Raw genomic sequence first — 21,687 nt, forward strand, 5'->3', positions numbered from 1 at the left:
TTACGGACGCAATCATGGCCCGTACGACTGATGCGGGTTCGGGCCCCTCATGGGCCTGTGGTTCTCCACATGGATGCCCCGCTGCGCTGCACTTACCTGAGAACGTCACCAGCGTCAATGCACCGCATAATCCGCGCAACAATCCAAGGGGTGCGGAGAGGGATTATGCAGTAATTGGAAACACTTAGCTATGTTCCGGAAAGTGGCGGGCGCGCTTTGCGTCAAGGTCGAGATTGATGTGATGAAGGTGGCCGTAAGACGCAAGGCGTTTTTGCAAGTCTGGGGTGGCGGTGCAGACCTCGGAGAAGAAGTGGCGCAGGGCGGGTTCCCCTCCGTCTTCCTCAAGCATGTGAAAAAATTCATGCATATTAAAGGCATAGCCGTCGGAGTGGGGGGCTGGCTTTAATTCGGCGCGGTAGGAACCCAGGCTGAGGCGATAGCGGTAGGCGGCGAGCCAGTGATCCCAGGTGGCGGCATGATGGTGACAGAGGCGAAGTTCATGTAACTCCTCAGCTTCGTCGTCCATCACTTTGTTTCTAAATGCATTATGTATGCGGAGGCTGATATCTGGTTGCCCGGTCCGCACAAAGACCTTGCCTGCAACGTGGCTGAGGAAACCGCCGTTGAGATAGGGGCCGTAGGTGGGATAAATGGCGTTGGTCTGGGCGCGGCGGTCAACCTGTGAGAGGGCGCAGGATTTGTAAGCTCTGTAAGGTTCGGCCTCGATTTTGTAAGGTCCGGGGTCCAATGCCTCGATGGGGCGAACACGGGCGCTTAGGCGGTCCGGGGCGACGCGCGCGAGACGGTCGGCGATGGGGGTTTCGGACCAGAGAAACTCATCCACGTCGATATGTGCCAGCCAATCGACCTGTGGACGTTTGTTAAGGCAGTGGGTGGCATTGAGGCTTTGGCGCGGTTGGTGTTTGTCGGGGCGTCCCTTGCGTGACCGACGGTTCCAATAGTCGTCGTCACAAAGGATGACACGGCATTTTGGATGGGCGCGCAGGGCGGCTTCGGCCTGCGGGTCGGGGGCGTCGAGATAGATATGAACCCGGTGAGCGCCCAGATCGAGATGATGGGCGGCAAACGTGAGGATGTCGCGGGTGGGGGCCTTGATCGTGGCGACCACGCCCCAGTTGGGTGCTGCGTTCATGGGCGCAGAATGCGGTCAGGCCGCAGTGCGCGCAAGAGCTGTCAGTCGAACTTGCGCGAGGGGGCCAGAACCGTGGCTTCGCCGATCAACACCTTTTTGCCATTCACCAGACAACGGCAGTCGAGTTGCACGCGGCGCTTGCCGTGGTCGATGCCGATCACCTCGACCTCTGCATGGACCATGTCGCCGGGGCGCACGGGGGCGAGGAATTTCAGGGTCTGGCCCATGTAGACGGTGCCATGCCCCGGCAATTGCTCGCCAATCACAGCAGAGATGAGGCCGGCGGTGAGCATGCCATGGGCGATGCGCCCCTCAAAGATGGTGTCTTGCGCATAATCGTCATCGAGATGCACCGGATTGCGGTCGGTCGAGACCTCGGCGAAGAGTTCGATATCGCGGTCGGTTACGACTTTGCGCAGATGGCGGGTCATGCCCATCTCGATGTCTTCGATACAGATCGTGCCGCGTGGCATATTGTCCAACATTCGCCCCTCCAGTAGGTTTGGTGCGCAATTATTGGGCTGCATTTTGGCCCATGTTGGAATTTTATTACTTTGCGGATGCAGAAAAATCAAGCGCTTTCTCTTAGCGCAAAAATCCGATCGTATAGGTGGGTGCGGAGTTTTCCTTGGAAAGATAAGTGGTTAGCGCGGCCTCATCGGGCTGGTGCGACGTTTTGGTCTCAGTCGCGGCCAAGCCGCCGGAAATAAAGAGGGAATCGATATCCTCGCCCATGGCCCCGTCGATATCGGTATGCACCCCGTCGCCGATGGCCAGAATGCGACCATTTTCGACATCGCGGCCAAGCGCCAAGAGCCTGCGGCGGGCAAGGTCGTAGATGGGGGGATGCGGTTTGCCAAAATAGAGGCTTGTCCCCCCCATTTCGGTATAGAGGCGGGCAAGAGCGCCTGCGCACCATTCCCGCACCTCGCCGCGATCCACCACGATATCGGGATTGGCGCAGAGCAGTTTGAGCCCCTTTTGCTTGGCATAAAGAAACTGTGGGCGCAGGTCGGCCGGATCGGCCAAAGGATCAAAGGGGCCGATGCAGACGATGCCTTCGGCCTCTTCCAGAGGGACACGGGCGATGGGCACGGGGTTTTCAATCAGGTGGAGCGGGTCAAAGAAGCGGTCATCGAACGGCTGGCCGATGAACCAGACCTTTTCGCCCACCACGCCCTGAAACATGGCGGCGCGCGCGCTGTCGCCGGAGGTGGCGATGCTATCCCACGCGTCGCGGGGCACGCCAAAGCCGTCGAGTTGTTTTTCCACGCCGCCCCGCGCGCGGGGCGAGTTTGTGACAAGCACCACGGTGCCGCCGCCCGCGCGGTAGGCCTGAAGTGCTGCGACCGCATTGGGCAGGGCGCGCACGCCATCATGCACACAGCCCCAGAGATCGACAAAGAGCGCGTCATATTTGTCGGAAATATCGCTGAGGGCGGTGATGATGCGGGTCATGGGCGGCTCCTGTTCCGGGGTGGGCGCAGATATGGCAGGGGGGCCGCTGTTTGGCCAGCGGTGGAATTGAGTATTTTGACCAAGAAGACGCGGGGGGTGTTCAGTGCCCGTGCGGGCGTACTATGTGGTAATCGCCACTGAGATAGGTCAGCGGTTTTTGCCCAGCATTGGTGAGGGCTGTGACGGTGCCGATGCAGATGGCATGGCTGCCATGGGTGATCCGGTCTGTGAGCAGGCAGGAAAAGGCGGTTGCGCGCGGCAGCACTGGGCCTTCGGGGCGGGGGGTGATCGTGAGCCCGTCAAAGCGCGCGGCGGGATTTTCCGGTGAGGAACCGGCAAAGGCGCGCGCCACCTCGACGGCATCCTCGGGCAGCACATTGACGCAGAAGGCGCCATTTTCTATCACCGCGCGCGCGATGCGGCTGTCGGTGCGCAGGCAGATGAGCACCGAGGGCGGATCAGCGGAGAGCGAGGAAAAGGCGCTCACCGTGGCCCCGGCGCGGCCTGAGACCCCGTCGGTGGTGACAACCGTCACAGTGGCCGCGACCTGCCGCATGGCGGCCAAGAAGGCGTCGCGGTCTACGCTGAGGGTGTCTGAGGTCACGGGTGGTGCTCCTGTATCGGGGGCGGACCCATTGGGTAGCCCTGAAATGTGGCGGGGTAAAGGAAATCCCGTGCCGGGACCGTAGGTAGTGTGGTTCTGTGGGCTTTCAAACCGTTTGGGCCTCAGACCCGAAAAAACCATTCGGGCCGGGCCTGCGGTGTCAGGGGGCCGGTTGATCCGCCCTTGGTTTTGAGAGAGGAGCGCGGGGGCGCTTGGGCAGTGGCAAAGCCCCAAGGTCAGGCGCGGCCAGCATCCGATGAGAGCATCAGGGGTGAGATGCCAAGACGGGTGAGCGCGGCCTCCCATTTGGCGCGATTTGGGGTGTCGAACACCAGTTCCATATCAGCATCACAGGTGAGCCAGCCGTTTTCCGCAAGTTCTGATTCGAGTTGACCCGGCCCCCAACCGGCATAGCCAAGCGCCAGCAGGGCGCGATCCGGGCCGGTGCCGCGGGCCAGATCCTCGAGAATGTCGAGCGTGGCGGTCATTGCGAAATCCTCATTCACCTCAAGCGATGTGAGAGTGGATTGATAGCCCCGATCATGCAGAACGAATCCGCGCCCGTGTTCGACCGGGCCGCCGAAATGCACTGGCAGATTGCGGGTTTGGCCGGTTGGCGCAATCGAGAGTTGTTCAAGCAAGTCGCGCAGGCGAAGATCGCTGGTTGGTTTGTTGATGATCAGCCCCATGGCCCCATCGGGCGAATGGGCGCAGAGCAGCACGACCGAATGCGCAAAGCGCGGATCGCCCATGCCGGGCATGGCGATGAGCAATTTGCCTGTCAGATCCATATCTTGACTGGTTCGGGTCACGGGCGGTCCCTGTGCTTGTTACCCATGAAAATGGGGCGAGCGGGCCGGGGGTGCAAGCCATCTCTTCATCCTTTGGCAAGAATTCTCGCCGGATTGTGAGTTGGCAATCGGCGCGGAATGGCCCATGTCAGCGGCATGATACAGGTTTGGCGCATCGTTTTTCTGACGGTTCTTTCGGTGCTGGTGCCCCATTCGGGGGCGCGGGCGCAGGAGGATATGGTCGCGGTCAGCATCGTGAACGGCTGGCAAACGGCCGATGGCAGCCATGTGGCTGCGCTGAAATTCGACCTGGCCGAGGGGTGGAAAACGTATTGGCGCGCGCCCGGTGAGGCGGGGATTCCACCGCGGTTCGATTGGCGCGGGTCGCGCAATCTGGCGCGGGTCGAGATTGAATGGCCGACACCCAAACAGACCGTGACCAATGGCATGCGCACCATCGGGTATGAGCATGTGTTGGTGTTGCCGCTGCGTTTGACGCCGGAACGTGCCGGACAGCCGATCACCTTGAGTGTGGATATGGAGATCGGCGTGTGCAGTGATATCTGCGTGCCGGTGTCTTTGACGGTGGCGCAGGGCTTGGATAGCGATGCGCGGCGGCCTGATCCGCAGATTGCCGCTGCCTTGGCCGCGCGGCCCTATACGCAGGCAGAGGCCGGTGTGGGGCGGGTGGTGTGCAAGGTGTCGCCCATAGAGGGCGGTGGCGTGCATCTGGTGGCAGAGGTCGATGTGGCGGCGATGGGCGCGCAGGAGATGATGGTGGTCGAGACTGCCAATCCTGCGCTTTGGGTCGCACAATCCAAGAGCGTGCGGCAGGGCAACCGTTTGCGCGCTGAAGCCGAGATTTTCCATGCGGAGGGGCGCGGCTTCATGCTTGACCGCAGCGGGCTGCGGCTCACGATCCTGAGCAGCGGCGATGCGGTTGATATTCGCGGCTGTCCGGCGGGCTAAGGGGGGTTTGAGGGGCTATTGACCGGGCCAAGGGTGCTGGACGGCACAGGCCCGTTTTTGGTTTTTCCCCTAGACAGACCGGGCGCGCAGCGGGCGGCCATCAGGCAATGAGATATTGGCGACCTGTTCGGAAATCGGATCGTTGACGAGAGGATGCGCCTGCGCGCGGAATTCCTCGGGATCACGCATTTTCTGCCAGCGGTTGCCGACATAGACTTCAAGACCCGAGAAGGCGGCCTTGTACCCCATTTTGGGGCTGCCGGGCACCCAATAGCCCAAGTAGACATAGGGAAGCCCATTTTCGCGCGCGATGGCGACGTGATCGAGGATCACATAGGTGCCTAGCGATTCGCTGCTGCGCTCGGGGTCGTAGAAGGAATAGACCATGCTCACGCCATCATCGAGAATATCGGTGAGGCAGACGGCGGTCAGCGCGCCGGTTTCGGCCTCGGTATATTCCACAACGCGGGTGCGTATAGGGGTTTCCTCGACCATGGCGGCGAATTCGAACGTATCCATATCGGCCATGCCGCCGGTGGCGTGGCGGCTTTCGAGATAGCGGCGGAAAAGGCTGTATTGTTCTTCGGTGGCCCAAGGCGAGGTGGCGCGGCGCTTGAGGGCCGCGTTCCGGCGCAAAGTGCGGCGTTGACCTTTGGAGGCTGTGAACTCTGCCACGTTGATCCGCGCCGAGAGGCACGCGGCACAATCGGCGCAGGAGGGGCGATAGAGCACGTTTTGCGAGCGGCGAAAGCCCTGTTTCGACAGACCGTCATTCAAACGCTGCGCGCCTTCGCCCTGAAGCGCGGTAAAAAGCTTACGCTCCATCCGGCCCGGAAGGTAGGGGCAGGGCTGTGGCGCCGTCACGTAGAACTGGGGCGCGATGGGAAGAGTATGCCGCATGGTTGATCCGTTATCTGTCTAAGCGGCACGATAACAACGATAAAGCGCCCCGCCAAGAGGCTTGTCATGGGGGCGTTACATGGCCGCGCGGCGGTTGATCGCGACGCATCCCATCACCCTGTCGGTGAGGCCCTGCGCCCGCTCGCCGGTGAGCATGAGCACGATGGAAATGACCTGTAGGATCGGGATGCTCAAAGAAACCGTGAAGCCAAGCGTGTGCAAGACAGCCTGCGACAGGTCAAAGCGCGCGCCCTTGGCATCGCGGAATTCGATGGCTGTCAGGCGCATGCCCCATGTGGCCGAGCCGCGCGCGAGGGTTACGACCCGGTAGGCAAAGCCCACCACTGCCGCGAGCAGGGGAAAGAAGAAAATCCCGGTAAAGGCGGTGAACGGCACGATCAAGAGGCTGATCCCGATGATCACGACCGTGTCGACGAGGAAGGCCAAAAGCCGCTTGAGCGGCACATCGGCGTAAAACTCTGGCTGGGTGTCGGGATTGGGCAGGTGCCAGCTTGTCTCGGTCATGGGGTCAATCAGTTTCCTTGTTGCGCCCTCAAGGTTGGGGGTGCGCCGGGGCATTGCAAGGGTTCAGGCGGTGAAATCCTCGACCGTGGCGCCGGAAATCTGCAAAAGCTGTGCGGGGTCAATGCCGAAGAGATGCCGGGGCGTGCCGGCGGCGGCCCAGACCATGGGGAAGGTCAAAAGATGCGGGTCAAAGAAGGCGCGCGGCGGGGTGAGATGGCCCAAAGGCGCCACGCCGCCAATGGCAAAGCCGGTCTGCGCGCGGATGAGGGCGGCATCGGCCTTGCCCAGAGGTTCGCCTGCAAGGGTAGAGGCGCGGTGATCGCAGACGCGGTTGGCCCCCGAGGTGACAAAAAGGAGCGCCGCGCCGCTCGTCTCGCCGCGAAACATGATGGATTTGGCGATTTGCCCGATGGAGCAGCCGATCAGATCAGCCGCCATTTGCGCCGTTGTGGCATCGCCGATCTCTTGGGGGGTGATGTCATGCCCTGCCAATTGCAGGGCCTCGGTCACGCGTCTGAGGCTCTTGCTCATGATCTTCTCCGGTTTTTTCACAGTATTTCAGGCGCGTGGGGCATTGACCAGCCTTGCGCGGGTTGTATCACTCGGGTCATGAATTTTCTTGATCGCCTCACCCGCCTGCCACGCCCCTTTGATCCTGCCGAGGGGGAGGAGGCGCGTGACGCCTTGCCCGGTCTTGACCCCAAGCTATCGGATCTGGTGGCGGGGGCGGCAGGGTGCAGCCCGTTTCTGAAATCGCTGATCTTGCAAGAGGCCGCGTGGCTGGAGGGGGCGTTTGACGATCCTGAGGCGGCGCTGGTCGCGCTTTTTGCGGCGTTGAAGGAGGCCCCGGCGGAGCGTCTGGCCTCTGGCTTGCGCGAGGGCAAGCGGCGGGTGGCGCTGATCACCGGGCTTGCTGATCTGGGGGGCGTTTGGCCGCTGGAGGAGGTGACGGGGCATCTGACGGACTATGCCGATCTGGCCTGCGATCTGGCGCTGAAGGCGGCGCTGGCGGCAGAGATCAAACGCGGCAAGCTGCCCGGTATGACCGAGGCGGATGTGGCCACCGGCGCGGGCATGGTGGTGCTGGCCATGGGCAAGATGGGGGCGCATGAGCTGAACTACAGCTCTGACATTGACCTTATCTGCCTTTTTGATGAGACGCGGCTGGCGCGCGAGGATTTTCACGAGGCGCGCGCCGCCTATGTGCGGGCCACGCGCAAGATGTCGGCGATGCTGAATGACCGCACCGCCGAGGGCTATGTGTTTCGCACCGATCTTCGGCTGCGCCCGGATTCGGGGGTTACCCCGGTCTGCATGGCGATGGCAGCGGCAGAGGCCTATTACGAAAGCCTTGGGCGCACATGGGAGCGTGCGGCCTATATCAAGGCGCGGCCCTGTTCCGGGGATATCGCGGCGGGGGAGCGGTTTTTGCGCACGCTCAAGCCCTTTGTCTGGCGCAAGCATCTGGATTTTGCCGCGATCGAGGATGCGCATAACATGCGTCTGGCCATTCGCGAGCATAAGGGGCTGGGGGGTGCGCTGTGTCTTGAAGGGCACAACATGAAGCTGGGCCGGGGTGGGATTCGCGAGATCGAGTTTTTCACCCAGACCCGTCAGTTGATCGCGGGTGGGCGGGATGCTGACCTGCGGGTGCGGGGCACGGTTGCGGGGCTGGCGCGGCTGGCCGAGAAAGGCTGGGTGCCGCAGGCGGCAGCCGAGACGCTGACCGGGCATTACCGGTTTCACCGCGAGGTAGAACATCGGGTGCAGATGCTGCGCGATGCGCAGACGCATTTGTTGCCCAATTCGGCAGAGGAGTTTGATCGGCTGGCCGCCTTTATGGGGCGTGACACGGCCGAGTTGCGCGCCGAGATCAAAGCACGGCTGACCGAGGTGCATGATCTGATCGAAGGATTTTTCCGGCCCGAGGAAGCGCCGGAGACACCTGAGGCGGCTGAGGCGCTGAATGGCGATGTGATCGCGCGTTGGCCGAGTTACCCGGCGTTACGCTCGGATCGGGCGGTGCAGATTTTCAAGCGGTTGAAGCCGGATATTCTGGGGCGGCTGGCGCGCACGGCGCATCCCAATGAGGCGCTTGTGGCGTTTGATGGGTTTCTGGCGGGTTTGCCTGCCGGGGTGCAGGTGTTTTCGCTGTTCGAGGCCAATCCGCAGTTGATTGACCTGCTGGTGGATATTGTTGGCACGGCCCCTGCGCTGGCGGCGCATCTGTCGCGCAATGCGGGCGTGTTTGATGCGGTGATCGCGGGCGATTTCTTTGCCGATTGGCCGGGGCGGGCGGCGCTGGAGGCAGAGCTTGCGGCGCGGCTCGCGGCGGAGTCTGATTATGAGCGGGCGCTGGATGCGGCGCGACGTTGGCGCAAGGAATGGCATTTCCGGATCGGGGTGCATCATCTGCGGGGGTTGACCGGGGCCGACCGTGCGGCGGCGCAATATGCCGATCTGGCGGGCGCGGCGATTGCGGGCGTCTGGCCAATGGTTCTGGCGCAATTTGCCGAAAAGCATGGGACGCCGCCGGGACGGGGTGCGGTGGTGCTGGGGATGGGATCGCTGGGGGCCGGGCGGCTGAATGCCGGGTCTGATCTTGACCTCATTGTGATCTATGATGCGGGCGAGGCCGAAAGCTCGGATGGGCGCAGGCCCTTGGCCGCACGGCCCTATTATGCGCGCCTCACACAGGCGATGATCACGGCGTTGACCGCGCCGATGGCCGAGGGGCGGCTTTATGAGGTGGACATGCGGTTGCGCCCCTCGGGCAATCAGGGGCCGGTGGCGACAAGCTGGCCAAGTTTCCAGAGCTATCAGCAGGAGGAGGCCTGGACCTGGGAGCATCTGGCGCTGACGCGGGCGCGGGTGATCACGGGCGAGCCGGGTTTGGCGCAGGACGTGGAGGCGTTCCGCGAGCGGTTGATCAGGGAAAAGGGTGCGCCCGAGGCGGTGCTGGAGGCGGTGGCCGAAATGCGGGCGCGGGTGGCGAGCGCCAAGGCACCTGCCGGGCCATGGGATGCCAAGCTGGGGGCGGGGCGGCTCTTGGAGTTGGAGTTGATGGCGCAGGCGGGCAACCTTTTGGCGGGGCAGGCGGCGCGCGATGTTGTCTCTGGCTTTGTGGGTGGTGTCGCAATCGGGTGGCTGAGTGACGGGGATAGCGCAGCGCTGAACGCGGCTTATGCGCTTTGCTGGCGGGTGCAGATGGTGGCGCGGCTGATCAGCGACAAGCCGCTGGAGCCTGAGCGTATGGGCGAAGGTGGTGCCGCGTTTTTGTTGCGTGAGACCGGGCAGGAGGGGTTGGCGATGTTGCAAGAGCGGCTGGAAACACTGAGCCGAGAGGCGTCCGAGGTGATGGGTGCGGCGCTCGTGCGTCTGCCCAAGGGGCGCTGAGCCATGGCACGTGATCCCATGGACCCCAAGGGGCTGATCACCGAATCCTACCGCATCGAGGGCATTACCGAGCCGGAATGTCGGTCGGTGTTCCTTGACTGGGCGTTGTCGCTGCCAGTGGGGCAGGAGGTGCCGGGTGCCATTACTGAAATGGTCGCGCGATATGGTGGTGATAATCCTGATCATCCGATGACGCGGGTTTTGCGCGAGGGCATGGTTAGCGCTGCCCCGGCGCGCAGGCGGGGGGGATGGCGATCCCGACCCCGCGACACAGGGGACCAGTCATAACCCTGCGTGTTTCGCATGGGTTGAGTTCCCGCTTGGGTGGTGAATGACACCGTAATACACCGAGTTTGTCTCAAATGCGCCCTAATCCGGCGTCATCCATAGGTTGCGACAAGGGACACAGCCCATGGAGGAAGACATGAGCTATTTGAGAATCATTACGGTGGCGATGCTGGGATTGACGCTGTCGGCCTGTGCGAGCGTCGAGACGGCAACCCGCAACGCCCCGCTGGAAACCCCAGCCCTGCGGGCAGCCGCTGTGCCACTGGATGTCCAGCAAATTCGGGTGACTGTGCCCAAATCCCTCAAGGTCTCGGAGGCTAACAGCTATTATCCCATGGGCGATATCGTCTGGCGCGAGGATAGGCCGGGGGATCGCCATGCGCAGGTCAAGTCCATCGTTGAGACGGCGCTGGCGCGCGGTGTGGGCGACGGTGTGCCGGGCGGCATGCCTGCGGTGCTTGATGTCCAAGTCACCCGGTTCCATGCGCTGAGTGAAAAGGCGCGCTATACCATCGGCGGCATGCATTCGATCCATTTCACCATCACCCTGCGCAACCCCGAGACGGGTGCACCTTATGGTCCGACGAAACCTGTCAAAGCCAGTTTCAAGGCCTATGGGGGACAGGCAGCGGTGGCCGCAGAGCAGCGCGGGATCACCCAAAAGGTGCGGATCACCGATCATCTGGCCAAAGTGATCCGAGGCGAATTGGGTCTGCCGCCGCGCGCTGAGACCGATCTGGTCGCGGCCTTGAGCGTGACCGAGTAAATCTGATCTTTTCCATGGGCTACAATCGGCGTAAGGGGGCGGTATGACACCGCCCCCTTATCCTGTGATCCGCCTTCGCCCGAATGTCGAGCCGCGCGCCATCCGTCATGGTGCGCCTTGGGTATTCGATAATGAAATCGTGACCGACCGGCGCACCAAGGCGCTGAGCGCGGGCACTATCGCACTTTTGGAGGATGCGGACCGCGCGCCTCTGGGCCTTGTCGCGGTCAATATGGCGTCAAAGATCATGGCGCGGATGATGGAACGCGATGTCAGCGTGGCCATTGATCGCGCGTGGCTGGTGGCGCGTCTGACCCGCGCCTATGAGATGCGCGCGCGGATGCATGACGCGCCCTATTACCGTTTGGTACATGCCGAGGCCGATCGGTTGCCCGGCGTTGTCATCGACCGCTTTGACGATATTGCCGTGATCCAGCCCAACGCAGCCTGGGCCGAGGCGATGCTGGGCGATCTGGTGGCCGCCGTGCAAGAGGTGACAGGCGTGGGCACCGTGCTCAAGAACGCCGGGGGCCGGGCGCGGGGGCTGGAGGGGCTTGATGATCAGAGCGCTGTTCTGGCGGGTGTGGCACCTGAAGGGCCGGTGCCGGTGCCGATGAACGGGGCCATTTATATGGCCGATCTCTTGGGCGGTCAGAAGACCGGGCTTTTCTATGATCAACGCCCCAATCACGCCTTTGCGGCGCGTCTGGCAAAGGGCGCGCGGGTGCTGGATATGTTCAGCCATGTGGGCGGGTTCTCATTGGCCGCTCTGGCCGCGGGGGCAGAGTATGCGCTAGCGGTCGATGGGTCAGAGCCTGCGCTGGGCCTTGCAACACAAGGTGCGGCGCGCATGGGTCTGGCCGAGCGGTTCGAGACGCGGCGCGGCGATGCGTTCGACGTGATGGAGGCGTTGGCGGCAGAGGGCGCGCAATTTGATGTGGTCATCTGTGATCCGCCGGCCTTTGCGCCGAGCAAACAGGCGATGGAAAAGGGGCTGCGCGCCTATGAGCGGGTGGCGCGGCTTGCGGCACCTTTGGTGGCACCGGGCGGCTATCTGGCGCTTTGTTCCTGTTCGCATGCGGCGGATTTGAGCAAGTTTCGCGCTGCCTGCACGCGCGGCATTGGGCGCGCGGGGCGGGTGGGGCCGTTGATCCATACCGGCTTTGCCGGGCCGGATCATCCGCTGCATGCCAATCTGGCAGAGTCTGGCTACCTCAAGGCGCTGTTCTATCGGTTATGAAAGTCTTGCTCGACACCTGCGTGATCTATCCCACGGTGATGCGGGAAATGATCCTGGGGGTCGCGGCGGGCGGCGCGTTTGAGCCGCTTTGGTCTGAGCGTATCCTTGGCGAATGGCTGCGCGCGGTGGTCAAGCTGGGACCGGGGGCCGAGGCGCAGGCGGCGGGCGAGGCGGCGATGATGACCGCGCGCTGGCCGCGGGCGTGCGTGACCTATCCACCGTCGCTAGAGGCGCGGCTTTGGTTGCCTGATCCGGCGGATCGCCATGTGCTGGCAGCGACGATTGCTGGCTCTGCGGATGGGATCCTCACGCTGAATGCCCGCGATTTTCCACGCCAAACGCTGGCCGAAGAAGGGGTTTGGCGGGCTGATCCGGATGGGTTTTTGCACGGTATCTGGCAGGCGCAACCGGGCCTGGTGGCGGCGGTGGCCGAAACGGTGCTGGACAAGGCGCGGGCGCTGTCGGAGCGCGACTGGGACATGCGCCCGCTTTTGAAAAAGGCCAAGTTGCCGCGTCTGGCCAAGGCGCTTGGGGCTGACTGACGGGCCTTTGCATTTTTTTCCGGCGTGGTTGGAATAATCCTTGCGCCGCGACGTTTCTCTCTTGTCCGCCCCGTTGCCGGGGTGTGGATCACAAGAGGAGAGAACCATGACACAGGACAAGGATACAATGCTGACGCGGCGGCGCGTGCTGGCCCGTTTGGGGCTGGCGAGCGGGCTTGCCTATGTGGCCCCGGTGATGATGCATCTGGGGGCGGCGCATGCGTCGGGCGCAGGCGGTGATGGTGGCGGCGGTGACGGCGGCGGCGGCTCGGGTGGCGGCGGGTCTGGCCCCGGTGGCTCGGGCGGCGGTGGTGGGTCCGGCCCCGGCGGCTCGGGCGGTGGGGCTGGCAATGCGCGCGGCTCGGGTCCTTCGGGGCGCGGATCCAACCGCAGTTCTGGTCCTTCGGGACGCTAGGACCAACGGGCGATCGTGGCGCAGCGGTGCCCTGATCGCCCGCACTCACCGCGCAAAGCGTTGGGCAGGGTCGGCGAAAGCCTGCGCATCAGAGCGCAAATCGGGATTTTCTGTCCAGCCAGATTAGGTTTTGCGACAGGATCCCCTTTTGGGTGGCTCTGCCCATCTGATGAAACAAGCACAGGATGAATGATATGGCACATAAGGACGAGACACATGTGACGCGGCGGCGCTTGCTGATGCGGTTGGGGCTGGCGAGCGGGCTGGCCTATGTGGCCCCGGTGATGGTGCATCTGGGGGCGGCACATGCCTCTGAGGCCAGCGGGCGCGGATCACGCGGGTCGCGGGGATCACGGGGATCGCGCGGTTCGGGTGGGGGCTATTCCCGCAGCGGGTATTATTACGGGCGCGGATCAAGCCGGGGGTCCTATGGGTCGGGGCCGTCGGGCCGTGGCAGGCAAGGCTATGTAAGTACGGGTCAGGTGGTCGATGGCATCATCGGCACCTTGAACGATTTGAACAGGCTGCGGTGACATGCGCGCCATGTTGCATCCGGTAAGACAGTTTGCGGCCCGGCTGCGCGCGGCGTCTGACTCCGCAGAATGCCTGTTGCGGTTCGACACCGTGCCGCAGGAGGTGGTGCTAAGCCGCGCCGAGGCGGTGGCCGGGGTGTTGTCAGAGGTAATGCCGGGCTGGGGCTGTCGGAGCCTGCCGGGAGCGCCCTCTGAGGCCGTGCCGGTGACGCGGGTCACAGCAGAGGACAGCGGGCGCTATAGCTATCAGTCGTGGTGGTCGCGCGCGCCGTTGACCGATCTGGGGCTGGCTGGGGCGACCTGTGGCGTGGTGGCCGACCTGGTGCAAAGCTATTGCGATGCGCGCCCTGAAATGATCGGGCTGCATTGTGGCGCGGTCGAGGTGGGGGGGCATCTCTTGGCCTTTACCGGGCCATATCGAGCGGGCAAGACGACGCTGGTCACGCGGCTGGCGGCAGAGCCGGGGGTGCGGCTTTATTGCGACGATGTGTTGCCGGTGAACCCAGACGGGCAGGGCGTGGCGCTTGGGGTTCAGCCGCGCCTGCGCCTGCCCTTGCCTGAGGGGGTTTCGGATGGGTTTCGCGCCTATGTTGCGGATCATCTGACGGTGCAGGACCGGCGCTATGGCTATGTGCGGTGTGACGGGCAGGCCCCGCTGGGTACGCAGGCCCCTTTGGCGGGGTTGATCGTGCTGCGGCGCGAAGCCTCTGGTCCGGCGCGGCTGCACCGGATGCGGGTTGCGGATGCGGTGGCCCATATGATCCGCCAGAATATCGCCGATCCCGGCGAGACCGAGGCGCATTATGATCGGCTTGCGGCGCTTGGTGCGCAGCTTTTCTGCGCGACGCTGGTCTATAGCGATCTGGAGGAGGCGGTGCAGGTGGTGCGCGATCTCTGTGCTGCGCCACAATTGCCGGGGAGCGGCGTGCAGATTGGCCCGATGCTGCCACCTGATCCGGTCGAGGCGGAGACCGTGCCAGCCGATCTGGCGCAGGTGTTTTGCCGCGCCGAAGAGGTCAGCGCGCGCGAGATCGGGCAGGATGTGTTTTTGTGGCAGATGGCGGGGCGCAATTTCTTTCGCCTCAATCCCGTAGCCGGGGCGGTTTGGGCGCTGTTGGAGGAGCCGTGCTATGGCCATGACATTGCCGAAACGCTGGCAGAGGTCTTTGTGGGCACGCCCCAAACGATGATTGCCGACGACCTGTCGGACCTTCTGGGGCAAATGTGCGCGCGCGGGCTGGTGCGCGCAGAGGGTTAACGCAGCAGTGCCCGCATGCCTTGATCGAGCCCGGCGAGGGTCATGGGCACCATGCGGTCCTCGAAAATCTCGCGGATCATGGCGATGGACTGGGTATAGCCCCATTCGCCCTGTGGCACCGGGTTGATCCAGAGGTGATGCGGCCATTGGCTGCGCGCGCGAGAGAGCCAGACCTGTCCGGCTTCGGCGTTCCAGTGTTCATTGGCGCCGCCGGGATAGGCGATTTCATAGGGCGACATGCTGGCATCGCCGACGAAGATGCATTTGTAATCCGGCCCATAGGTGCGCAGCACCTCTTGGGTTGGGATCTGGGCATTCCAGCGGCGGGCATTGTCGCGCCACACGCCTTCATAGAGGCAATTGTGGAAGTAGTAATACTCAAGATGTTTGAATTCGGCGCGGGCGGCGCTGAAGAGTTCCTCGACCACCTTGATATGCGGGTCCATCGAGCCGCCGACATCGAGAAAGAGCAGCACTTTGACCGCATTGCGCCGCTCTGGCCGGGTTTGCACATCGAGATAGCCATGTTCGGCGGTGGCGCGGATGGTGCCGTCAAGATCAAGTTCTTCGGCGGCCCCGTCGCGTGCCCATTTGCGCAGGCGCTTCAGCGCGACCTTGATGTTGCGCGTGCCCAGTTCGACCGAGTCGTCGAGATTGCGGAATTCGCGTTTATCCCAGACCTTGACCGCGCGTCGGTGGCGGCTTTCATCCTGACCAATGCGCACACCCTCGGGATTGTAGCCATAGGCCCCGAAGGGCGATGTGCCAGCGGTGCCGATCCATTTCGAGCCGCCCTGATGGCGACCCTGCTGTTCCTTGAGGCGCTCGCGCAGCGTTTCCATCAGCTTGTCAAAGCCGCCAAGCGCCTCGATTTCGGCGCGCTCTTGGGGTGTCAGATGCTTTTCGGCCAGTTTTTGCAGCCATTCGGCGGGCAGGTCGACGGCATCAAGCACGTCTTGGGTGCTGATGGCCTCTAACCCGGAAAAGCTGGCGGAAAAGGCCTGATCGAAGCGGTCGATATGACGCTCGTCTTTGACCATCGCGGTGCGGGCGAGGTAGTAGAAGCCGTCGACGTCATAGGTGACAAGGCCGCGCCCCATCGCCTCGAGAAAGGTCAAGTATTCGCGCAGGGAAACCGGCAGGCCCGCGCGTCTGAGGTTCTCAAAGAACGGCCGGAACATCGCGGATCAGAGCGCGCTGCGGTGGATGATCAGCGTCGCGAAGAGACCCAGAAGGGCGAAAATAAGGGCATATACAAAGGCGTATTGCAGAATATCCGCCAGCTTGCCCTTGCGCCGCCGTGCCATGAACGCGCCGGTGAGCGCGCCCAGTAGTGCCCCGATGATTACGATCATGCCTTACCCGTTCGGTCCTTTGAGCGGGCTGAGCGCGCCAACTTCGCGCAGTTTGGCACGCACGGCCCAATCCGCGCCATACCCGTAACGCGCCCAGCCCAGACTGTCCAGCCTGACGGCCTGCGCCTCTGAGACGCGGCCCGAGAGATCGAGCGCCTCGGCGCGCAGCATCATCAGCGTGGCCAAGAGGGCCGCGTTTTCGGCGCGCTCAGCCGTGGCCAGATGTGGGCCGATCAGCATCAGCGCATCCTCGCCGCGCCCTTGGGCGATGGCATAGGCGGCCAGTTGGGCGGCGGCAAAAGCGCGGTGCAGGTCTGTGCCCGGGTTCGCCTCGTAGAAGCGTTCGGCAAGGACAAATTGTTCCTGTGCAAAATCGGGATCGGAGGCTTGGGTGATCCGGCCGAGCGCGAAATGGCTGAAGGCGCGGCGGTGATCGTTCCAGCCGACCGCCTGCGCGATGCGCACCGCATCTGTTGCGGCGGCGCGGCGTTCCAGCGGGCGCGCGCCCGGCCCAAGAGCCGTCTGGATGGCGTCGATCCAAGCGCGGGGGGTGGATCCGGCAAAGCGCGGGGCCAACCCATCCCCGGCGGGATTGAGGCGTGACAGGATCGCGGGTAGACGTTCCTCGACTTCGCGGCGGGTCATGCCGGCGCGCAATTCGGGGGCGTAAAACACCTTGAGCACCAGCATGTCAAATCCGGTCAGCACGGCATGGACGTTGTCATCGTTAAAGACGCTGTCCGAAAGGCGGTAAAGATCGTTGAGGGGGCCAAGGGCCTGCGCGAGTTCCTCGTGCAGGCAATCGCGCACCTCTTGCGGGCTGGTGTCATTGGGAACGAAGATGGCGATTCTCTCGCGTTGGCGCAGCTGGCTCCAATCCGTGGCGCGGGAATTGCGGGCGGCGCGGTATTGCGACAGGCGCGAGATATTGGGCACAACGAAACAGGCGGCCTTGGGCAGGCTGCGCTGGATTGCGTCGCGGCTGACGGCCTCGATGGTGATATTGGCGGGGCCTTCGGAGACGCGGCTGATGTTGATCCCTGCCTCGGTTTGCAGGCGGTGCATCAGGCGGTTGAGGTCTGAAATGAGGGTGATCGGAGGTTCGCCGGTCACGCGCACGGTGATTGGCCCCTCAAAGCGCGAGAAATGTTGCAGCATGCGGCCCGATTCAAGCTGAAATCCAAGATCGAGGATGTCGCGCTGAATATCGCGGTTGGAGCGTTGCGGGGGCAGGGGGCGGGGGGCGGAAAACGCCTTCATTGGTGGCATCCCGGCCTCTTCCGGCATCGCGGCGCGGGTGGCCGGTTCGTGATAGCTATAGGTGCCGGGCACACAGGCCCCTAGCAGCAGGCAGATCGGTAGAATGACACGACGCATAAGACCCCCGTAACCTAAATCGAAACCAAGGAGCCCGCAGCCGCCGTGGCGCGGGCCCAGTCGCCGACGGGGGCGGGCAAGGGGCGTGCAAGACCCATCGGCCTTGCGCAGCGTATCCCTGCCACGGCCTTTGCCGGGTCGGGGGTAGAATTCATTTTCATCCTGTCCCGCGTAAGGAGCATTTGCGGCAAAATTGTGGCAACTGCATCTTAGCACGGAACAGGGCGCATGCCATGGTTGAATAGCATTCTAAAACAAGGGCATATCCCTTGAAACTTTTATCTCTGGCGGCGTGCCATGAAGGCGAGACGCTCAAAGAGATGCACATCCTGCTCGTTCTTGAGAAGCGCGCCGTGCAGTTTGGGCAGGGCATCTGCCCCGTCGCGGCGCAGATCCTCGGGGGTCAGATCCTCGGCCAGGATCAGTTTGAGCCAATCCAAAACTTCGGAGGTCGAGGGTTTTTTCTTGAGGCCCGGCTGATCGCGGATCTCGAAAAACTGGGTGAGGGCGGTCGACAGGAGCGCGTCCTTGATGCCGGGATGGTGCACCTCGACGATGCGCCGCAGGGTTTCGGGGTCGGGAAAGCGGATGTAGTGAAAGAAGCAGCGGCGCAGAAAGGCGTCGGGCAGTTCTTTTTCATTGTTCGAGGTGATGATGATGACGGGGCGGTGGCGGGCGCGGATGGTCTCGCCTGTCTCGTAGACATGGAATTCCATGCGGTCGAGTTCTTGCAGCAAGTCATTGGGAAACTCGATATCGGCCTTGTCGATCTCGTCGATGAGCAGCACGACCTTTTCGTCAGAGGCGAAGGCCTCCCAGAGTTTGCCGCGTTTGATGTAATTGGCCACATCATGCACCCGCGCCTCGCCCAACTGGCTGTCGCGCAGGCGGCTGACGGCGTCGTATTCATAAAGGCCCTGTTGGGCTTTGGTGGTGGATTTGATATTCCACTCGATCAGCCGCAGGCCAAGCGCACCTGCCACCTGCCGGGCCAATTCGGTCTTGCCTGTGCCGGGTTCGCCCTTGACCAGCAGGGGGCGTTCCAATGTCACGGCGGCGTTGACGGCGACGGTCAGGTCTTCGGTGGCGACATAGGCCTCGGTGCCTTGGAATTTCATCGGTTTTTCAATCCTGTCAGAGGTCAGCGGCGCTGTATTCGGTGGCAACCTAGACGGTTAGACAATTCACATCAATGGCGCGTGATTGGCTAGTGACAATCCTGAATGTGGCGTGTAGATCACCGCCCATGGGGCGCCGACTGTCTGAGGAGTTCATTATGCCAGACACTGGCCTTGATGAGGGGATCGAGATGAAAGCGGAAGTATTTCTGCCCGAAGATTACCAGCCAGCGGAAGATGAGCCGTTCATGAATGACCGGCAGCTGGAGTATTTTCGGCGCAAGCTGATTGCCTGGCGGCTGGAGTTGCTGGAGGGCAGCAGGGAGACAATCGAAGGATTGCAGGATGGCACTCGGGCCATTCCGGATGTGGCTGACCGAGCCAGCGAAGAAACGGATCGTGCGCTGGAATTGCGCACCCGCGACCGTCAGCGCAAGCTGGTGGGCAAGATCGACGCCGCGTTGCGGCGGATCGAGGATGGCGAATTTGGCTATTGCGAGATGACCGGCGAGCCGATCAGCCTCAAGCGGCTGGACGCGCGGCCCATCGCCACCATGACGCTGGAGGCGCAGGAGCGCCATGAGCGGCGCGAAAAGGTGCATCGCGACGATTGAGCTCACGGCCCAACAGCGAAATTTAAACGACAGAGCGCGCCGGGACTTTCCTCCCGGCGCGTTTCGTATCAAGAGAGGTGCCATGACACTGGATGGGCTGAACATCGCGGTCATTGGGGCCGGAATTGGCGGGCTGGCCGTCGCGCGCGCGCTGTGCCTGCGCGGGGCGGATGTGACCCTGTTGGAGCAAGCGCCCGAGATTTCCGAAGTGGGGGCTGGATTGCAGATCAGCCCCAATGGGTTTGCCGTGCTGCGCGCGCTTGGGCTGGATGTGCCGCTTGTGGCGCGGTCGATGCAGGCGCAAGCTGTCAGTCTGCGCGATTATCAGCGGGGCGAAGTGCTGCGGCTGGATCTGGCGGGATTACAGGATCGAAATTATCATTTCATCCACCGTGCAGACCTGATCGACGTGTTGGCCGAGGGCGCACGCGAGGTCGGGGTCAAGGTGCGGCTGATGCAAAAGGTCAGCGCGGTCGAGGGCGGCGAGCGCCCCTGCGTGCGGATGGCCAATGACTCGCGGTTTGATGCGGATCTGGTGATCGGGGCGGACGGGCTGCATTCGGTGGTGCGGCGCGCGCTGAATGGCACGCTGGCGCCGTTCTTTACCCGGCAAGTGGCATGGCGGGCGGTGGTGCCCAATCTTTTGGGGCGCGGCCCTGAGGCGCAGGTGCATATGGGGCCGATGCGCCATGTGGTGAGCTATCCGTTGCGGGGGGGCACGCTGCTTAATCTGGTGGCGGTACAAGAGCGCGCCGCCTGGACCGAGGAAAGCTGGAGCCAGAAGGATGATCCGATGGCGCTGCGCGCGGCCTTTGGCGATTTCGGGCCAGAGGTGCAGGCGATGCTGTCGGCGGTCGAGGAGGTGCATCTGTGGGGGCTGTTCCGGCATCCGGTGGCGCAGGTCTGGCAGCGGGACGGGCTGGCGCTGTTGGGGGATGCCGCGCACCCGACCTTGCCCTTTATGGCGCAGGGGGCGTCGATGGCGCTGGAGGATGCCTGGGTGCTGGTCGATGCTCTGAGTGCTGCGGAGGGGCTTGCCGAGGGGCTGGCGGCCTATCAGGGGCGGCGCGACGCACGGGTGCGGCGGGTGGTTGAGGCGGCCAATCGCAATGCGTGGAAATACCACCTGAGTTTTCCGCCGCTCCGTTGGGCGGCGCATACGGCGTTACGGGCCGGCGGGGCATTCGCGCCCGAGCGCATGTTGCGGCAGTTTGACTGGCTTTATGGCCATGACGTGACGCGCAAGGCGGGGTAGGGGCGTACGCTCAGGCAACGCCACTCTGCCCGCCTATTTGAAGTTGCGGCTTTCCTTGATCTGTTCCCACGCCCAGACCACCTGTTGCAACTGTTCCTCCTGGCTACGGTCGCCGCCGTTGATATCCGGGTGCAGCACCTTGATCAGCGATTTATACGCTTTGCGCAATTCGGCCTTGGTCCAGGTATCCTCGGCCTCGAGGATCTCGATGGCGCGGCGTTCGGTGGGGGGCAGTTTGCGGGTGCCGCCTTTTTTCTTGCCGGGGTTCTGGGTGGCGTTGACGCCCAGCACCTGATGCGGGTCCTCGATGCCCAGGCGTGCCCAAGCGCGCGCCTCGGGATCGGTGATGCGGCGGGTTTCACGCTCCCACACCTTGTCCTTGGACATCTGCGCGTTCAACTCGGCCTCGGTGGTGCCGTCAAAGAAGTTCCACTTGAGGTTATAGTCGCGCACATGCTGCTGGCAGAACCAGAAATAATCGTCGAGCACATCGGGCGCCTTGGGCGCGCGATATTTGCCCGCCTCTTCGCAGCCCTCGTGATCGCAGACGCGGGTCGAGGTTTCGGAAGCGCCGGACATGCCCCGCCGACCGCGCGGATTCTTCTTCTTGGCCGAGGAGACGGACATATCGAAACCGAAGGGATCTGATTTGGACATGGGGCTTACCTTTGCGAGTCGGAGACGAGAGTGTATGCCAAAACGCGCGGAATTGAAGGGGCGGCGGGCAAAATATTCCGGGTCGGGGCGCGCATTCGGGGCTTGACAGAGAGCCCGTGCGCAGGGTCAGGCGGTGGTCAATCCGTCTCAATCACATCCGGGGCACGTGGGGGGATGCTGGCTGTATCCGGCGCGGCGGTCTGTGCCGTGCCGGGGATCACCACCTCGCGGCGAAAGACCGCAACCGAGCGATAAACGGTGTGGGTCGAGGTCAGGCCTTGCCGCTCTTCGCTGGGGAGAATGTCTGTTCGCAGATATTCCCAACCGGCGCGCGCCATATCATTGAGCAGATCCTCGACGCCCAAGGCAAAGCGCGCCTCGGGGGTTTTGACGCCGGGGGCCTTGCGGCCACGGGTGGGCGCGGGCAGGACCTTGTATTCGAAAAGGGGCATTTGCAGCTCCGGATTGATGCA

The 21,687-nt window shown here is 63.2% G+C and carries 25 protein-coding genes; 11 read left to right on the plus strand and 14 right to left on the minus strand.

Annotated features, from left to right (window positions below):
- Positions 1 to 184: 184 nt before the first annotated feature.
- The 5 genes from GC127_RS18530 to GC127_RS18550 all read right to left on the minus strand — a co-directional run bounded on the left by GC127_RS18530 (position 185) and on the right by GC127_RS18550 (position 4,006).
- Positions 185 to 1,153: a glycosyltransferase family 2 protein gene (locus GC127_RS18530; protein ID WP_151979335.1), complete on the minus strand. Its 969-nt coding sequence runs from the start codon at positions 1,151 to 1,153 to the stop codon at positions 185 to 187.
- A gap of 41 nt (positions 1,154 to 1,194) precedes the next feature.
- Complete coding sequence (locus GC127_RS18535; RefSeq protein WP_008282995.1) at positions 1,195 to 1,638, minus strand: MaoC family dehydratase; 444 nt, start codon at positions 1,636 to 1,638, stop codon at positions 1,195 to 1,197.
- A gap of 100 nt (positions 1,639 to 1,738) precedes the next feature.
- Positions 1,739 to 2,611, minus strand: coding sequence for a TIGR01459 family HAD-type hydrolase (locus tag GC127_RS18540; RefSeq protein ID WP_151979336.1), 873 nt, complete (start codon positions 2,609 to 2,611; stop codon positions 1,739 to 1,741).
- 100 nt (positions 2,612 to 2,711) lie between these two features.
- Positions 2,712 to 3,215 (minus strand): flavin reductase family protein, encoded by a 504-nt coding sequence (locus GC127_RS18545; RefSeq protein ID WP_081506294.1) that lies wholly within the window; start codon positions 3,213 to 3,215, stop codon positions 2,712 to 2,714.
- A 236-nt stretch (positions 3,216 to 3,451) separates the two neighbouring features.
- Positions 3,452 to 4,006, minus strand: a complete 555-nt coding sequence (locus tag GC127_RS18550) for a YqgE/AlgH family protein (protein WP_151979870.1) — start codon at positions 4,004 to 4,006, stop codon at positions 3,452 to 3,454.
- Positions 4,007 to 4,162: 156 nt separating this feature from the next.
- Between GC127_RS18550 and GC127_RS18555 the strand changes: the two genes are divergently transcribed.
- Entirely contained in the window at positions 4,163 to 4,975 is an 813-nt protein-coding gene (locus GC127_RS18555; RefSeq protein ID WP_037298843.1) for a protein-disulfide reductase DsbD domain-containing protein, read from the plus strand.
- 69 nt (positions 4,976 to 5,044) lie between these two features.
- Here the strand turns inward: GC127_RS18555 and GC127_RS18560 are convergent, their stop codons facing one another.
- From GC127_RS18560 to GC127_RS18570, 3 genes are all read right to left on the minus strand, one after another.
- Entirely contained in the window at positions 5,045 to 5,875 is an 831-nt protein-coding gene (locus GC127_RS18560) for an arginyltransferase (RefSeq protein ID WP_008282990.1), read from the minus strand.
- A gap of 75 nt (positions 5,876 to 5,950) precedes the next feature.
- Entirely contained in the window at positions 5,951 to 6,400 is a 450-nt protein-coding gene (locus GC127_RS18565) for an RDD family protein (RefSeq protein WP_151979337.1), read from the minus strand.
- A gap of 63 nt (positions 6,401 to 6,463) precedes the next feature.
- On the minus strand, positions 6,464 to 6,931 hold the full coding sequence (locus GC127_RS18570) for a YbaK/EbsC family protein (RefSeq protein WP_151979338.1): 468 nt from the start codon (positions 6,929 to 6,931) through the stop codon (positions 6,464 to 6,466).
- 78 nt (positions 6,932 to 7,009) lie between these two features.
- On the opposite strand from GC127_RS18570, the gene GC127_RS18575 reads away from it, so the two are divergent.
- The 8 genes from GC127_RS18575 (at position 7,010) to GC127_RS18610 (ending at position 14,838) form a co-directional block, all read left to right on the plus strand.
- Positions 7,010 to 9,796, plus strand: coding sequence for a glutamine-synthetase adenylyltransferase (locus tag GC127_RS18575; RefSeq protein WP_151979339.1), 2,787 nt, complete (start codon positions 7,010 to 7,012; stop codon positions 9,794 to 9,796).
- 3 nt (positions 9,797 to 9,799) lie between these two features.
- On the plus strand, positions 9,800 to 10,084 hold the full coding sequence (locus tag GC127_RS18580) for a hypothetical protein (protein WP_008282986.1): 285 nt from the start codon (positions 9,800 to 9,802) through the stop codon (positions 10,082 to 10,084).
- Between the two features lie 136 nt (positions 10,085 to 10,220).
- The gene (locus GC127_RS18585) at positions 10,221 to 10,850 is read left to right on the plus strand and encodes a DUF6778 family protein (RefSeq protein ID WP_254700187.1); all 630 of its coding nucleotides are present in this window, start codon (positions 10,221 to 10,223) and stop codon (positions 10,848 to 10,850) included.
- A 43-nt stretch (positions 10,851 to 10,893) separates the two neighbouring features.
- Complete coding sequence (locus GC127_RS18590) at positions 10,894 to 12,090, plus strand: RSP_2647 family RNA methyltransferase (protein ID WP_151979341.1); 1,197 nt, start codon at positions 10,894 to 10,896, stop codon at positions 12,088 to 12,090.
- Positions 12,087 to 12,632 (plus strand): RSP_2648 family PIN domain-containing protein, encoded by a 546-nt coding sequence (locus GC127_RS18595; protein ID WP_151979342.1) that lies wholly within the window; start codon positions 12,087 to 12,089, stop codon positions 12,630 to 12,632. Before GC127_RS18590 ends, GC127_RS18595 begins: the two co-directional genes overlap by 4 nt.
- 106 nt (positions 12,633 to 12,738) lie before the next feature.
- The gene (locus GC127_RS22895; protein WP_199861285.1) at positions 12,739 to 13,047 is read left to right on the plus strand and encodes a hypothetical protein; all 309 of its coding nucleotides are present in this window, start codon (positions 12,739 to 12,741) and stop codon (positions 13,045 to 13,047) included.
- 194 nt (positions 13,048 to 13,241) lie between these two features.
- Positions 13,242 to 13,580, plus strand: coding sequence for a hypothetical protein (locus GC127_RS18605; RefSeq protein ID WP_151979344.1), 339 nt, complete (start codon positions 13,242 to 13,244; stop codon positions 13,578 to 13,580).
- Between the two features lies 1 nt (position 13,581).
- Positions 13,582 to 14,838: a PqqD family peptide modification chaperone gene (locus GC127_RS18610; protein WP_151979345.1), complete on the plus strand. Its 1,257-nt coding sequence runs from the start codon at positions 13,582 to 13,584 to the stop codon at positions 14,836 to 14,838.
- Here GC127_RS18610 and GC127_RS18615 read toward each other — a convergent pair.
- The 4 genes from GC127_RS18615 to GC127_RS18625 all read right to left on the minus strand — a co-directional run bounded on the left by GC127_RS18615 (position 14,835) and on the right by GC127_RS18625 (position 18,688).
- Entirely contained in the window at positions 14,835 to 16,019 is a 1,185-nt protein-coding gene (locus GC127_RS18615) for a VWA domain-containing protein (protein ID WP_151979346.1), read from the minus strand. The genes GC127_RS18610 and GC127_RS18615 overlap by 4 nt on opposite strands.
- A gap of 6 nt (positions 16,020 to 16,025) precedes the next feature.
- Complete coding sequence (locus GC127_RS22900) at positions 16,026 to 16,193, minus strand: hypothetical protein (RefSeq protein ID WP_008281167.1); 168 nt, start codon at positions 16,191 to 16,193, stop codon at positions 16,026 to 16,028.
- Between the two features lie 3 nt (positions 16,194 to 16,196).
- Positions 16,197 to 17,570, minus strand: coding sequence for a DUF2927 domain-containing protein (locus GC127_RS18620; RefSeq protein WP_008281166.1), 1,374 nt, complete (start codon positions 17,568 to 17,570; stop codon positions 16,197 to 16,199).
- Between the two features lie 278 nt (positions 17,571 to 17,848).
- The gene (locus GC127_RS18625) at positions 17,849 to 18,688 is read right to left on the minus strand and encodes a MoxR family ATPase (RefSeq protein ID WP_008281165.1); all 840 of its coding nucleotides are present in this window, start codon (positions 18,686 to 18,688) and stop codon (positions 17,849 to 17,851) included.
- Between the two features lie 158 nt (positions 18,689 to 18,846).
- On the opposite strand from GC127_RS18625, the gene dksA reads away from it, so the two are divergent.
- Positions 18,847 to 19,302 (plus strand): RNA polymerase-binding protein DksA, encoded by a 456-nt coding sequence (gene dksA / locus GC127_RS18630; RefSeq protein ID WP_232279198.1) that lies wholly within the window; start codon positions 18,847 to 18,849, stop codon positions 19,300 to 19,302.
- Between the two features lie 82 nt (positions 19,303 to 19,384).
- Positions 19,385 to 20,557 (plus strand): FAD-dependent monooxygenase, encoded by a 1,173-nt coding sequence (locus tag GC127_RS18635; RefSeq protein WP_008281163.1) that lies wholly within the window; start codon positions 19,385 to 19,387, stop codon positions 20,555 to 20,557.
- Between the two features lie 33 nt (positions 20,558 to 20,590).
- Here the strand turns inward: GC127_RS18635 and GC127_RS18640 are convergent, their stop codons facing one another.
- Entirely contained in the window at positions 20,591 to 21,214 is a 624-nt protein-coding gene (locus tag GC127_RS18640) for a J domain-containing protein (RefSeq protein ID WP_008281162.1), read from the minus strand.
- A gap of 137 nt (positions 21,215 to 21,351) precedes the next feature.
- Positions 21,352 to 21,666, minus strand: a complete 315-nt coding sequence (locus tag GC127_RS18645; RefSeq protein ID WP_008281161.1) for a hypothetical protein — start codon at positions 21,664 to 21,666, stop codon at positions 21,352 to 21,354.
- Positions 21,667 to 21,687: the final 21 nt, after the last annotated feature.

This window comes from Roseovarius sp. EC-HK134 (genome assembly GCF_902498815.1).
GTDB lineage: Bacteria > Pseudomonadota > Alphaproteobacteria > Rhodobacterales > Rhodobacteraceae > Roseovarius > Roseovarius mucosus_A.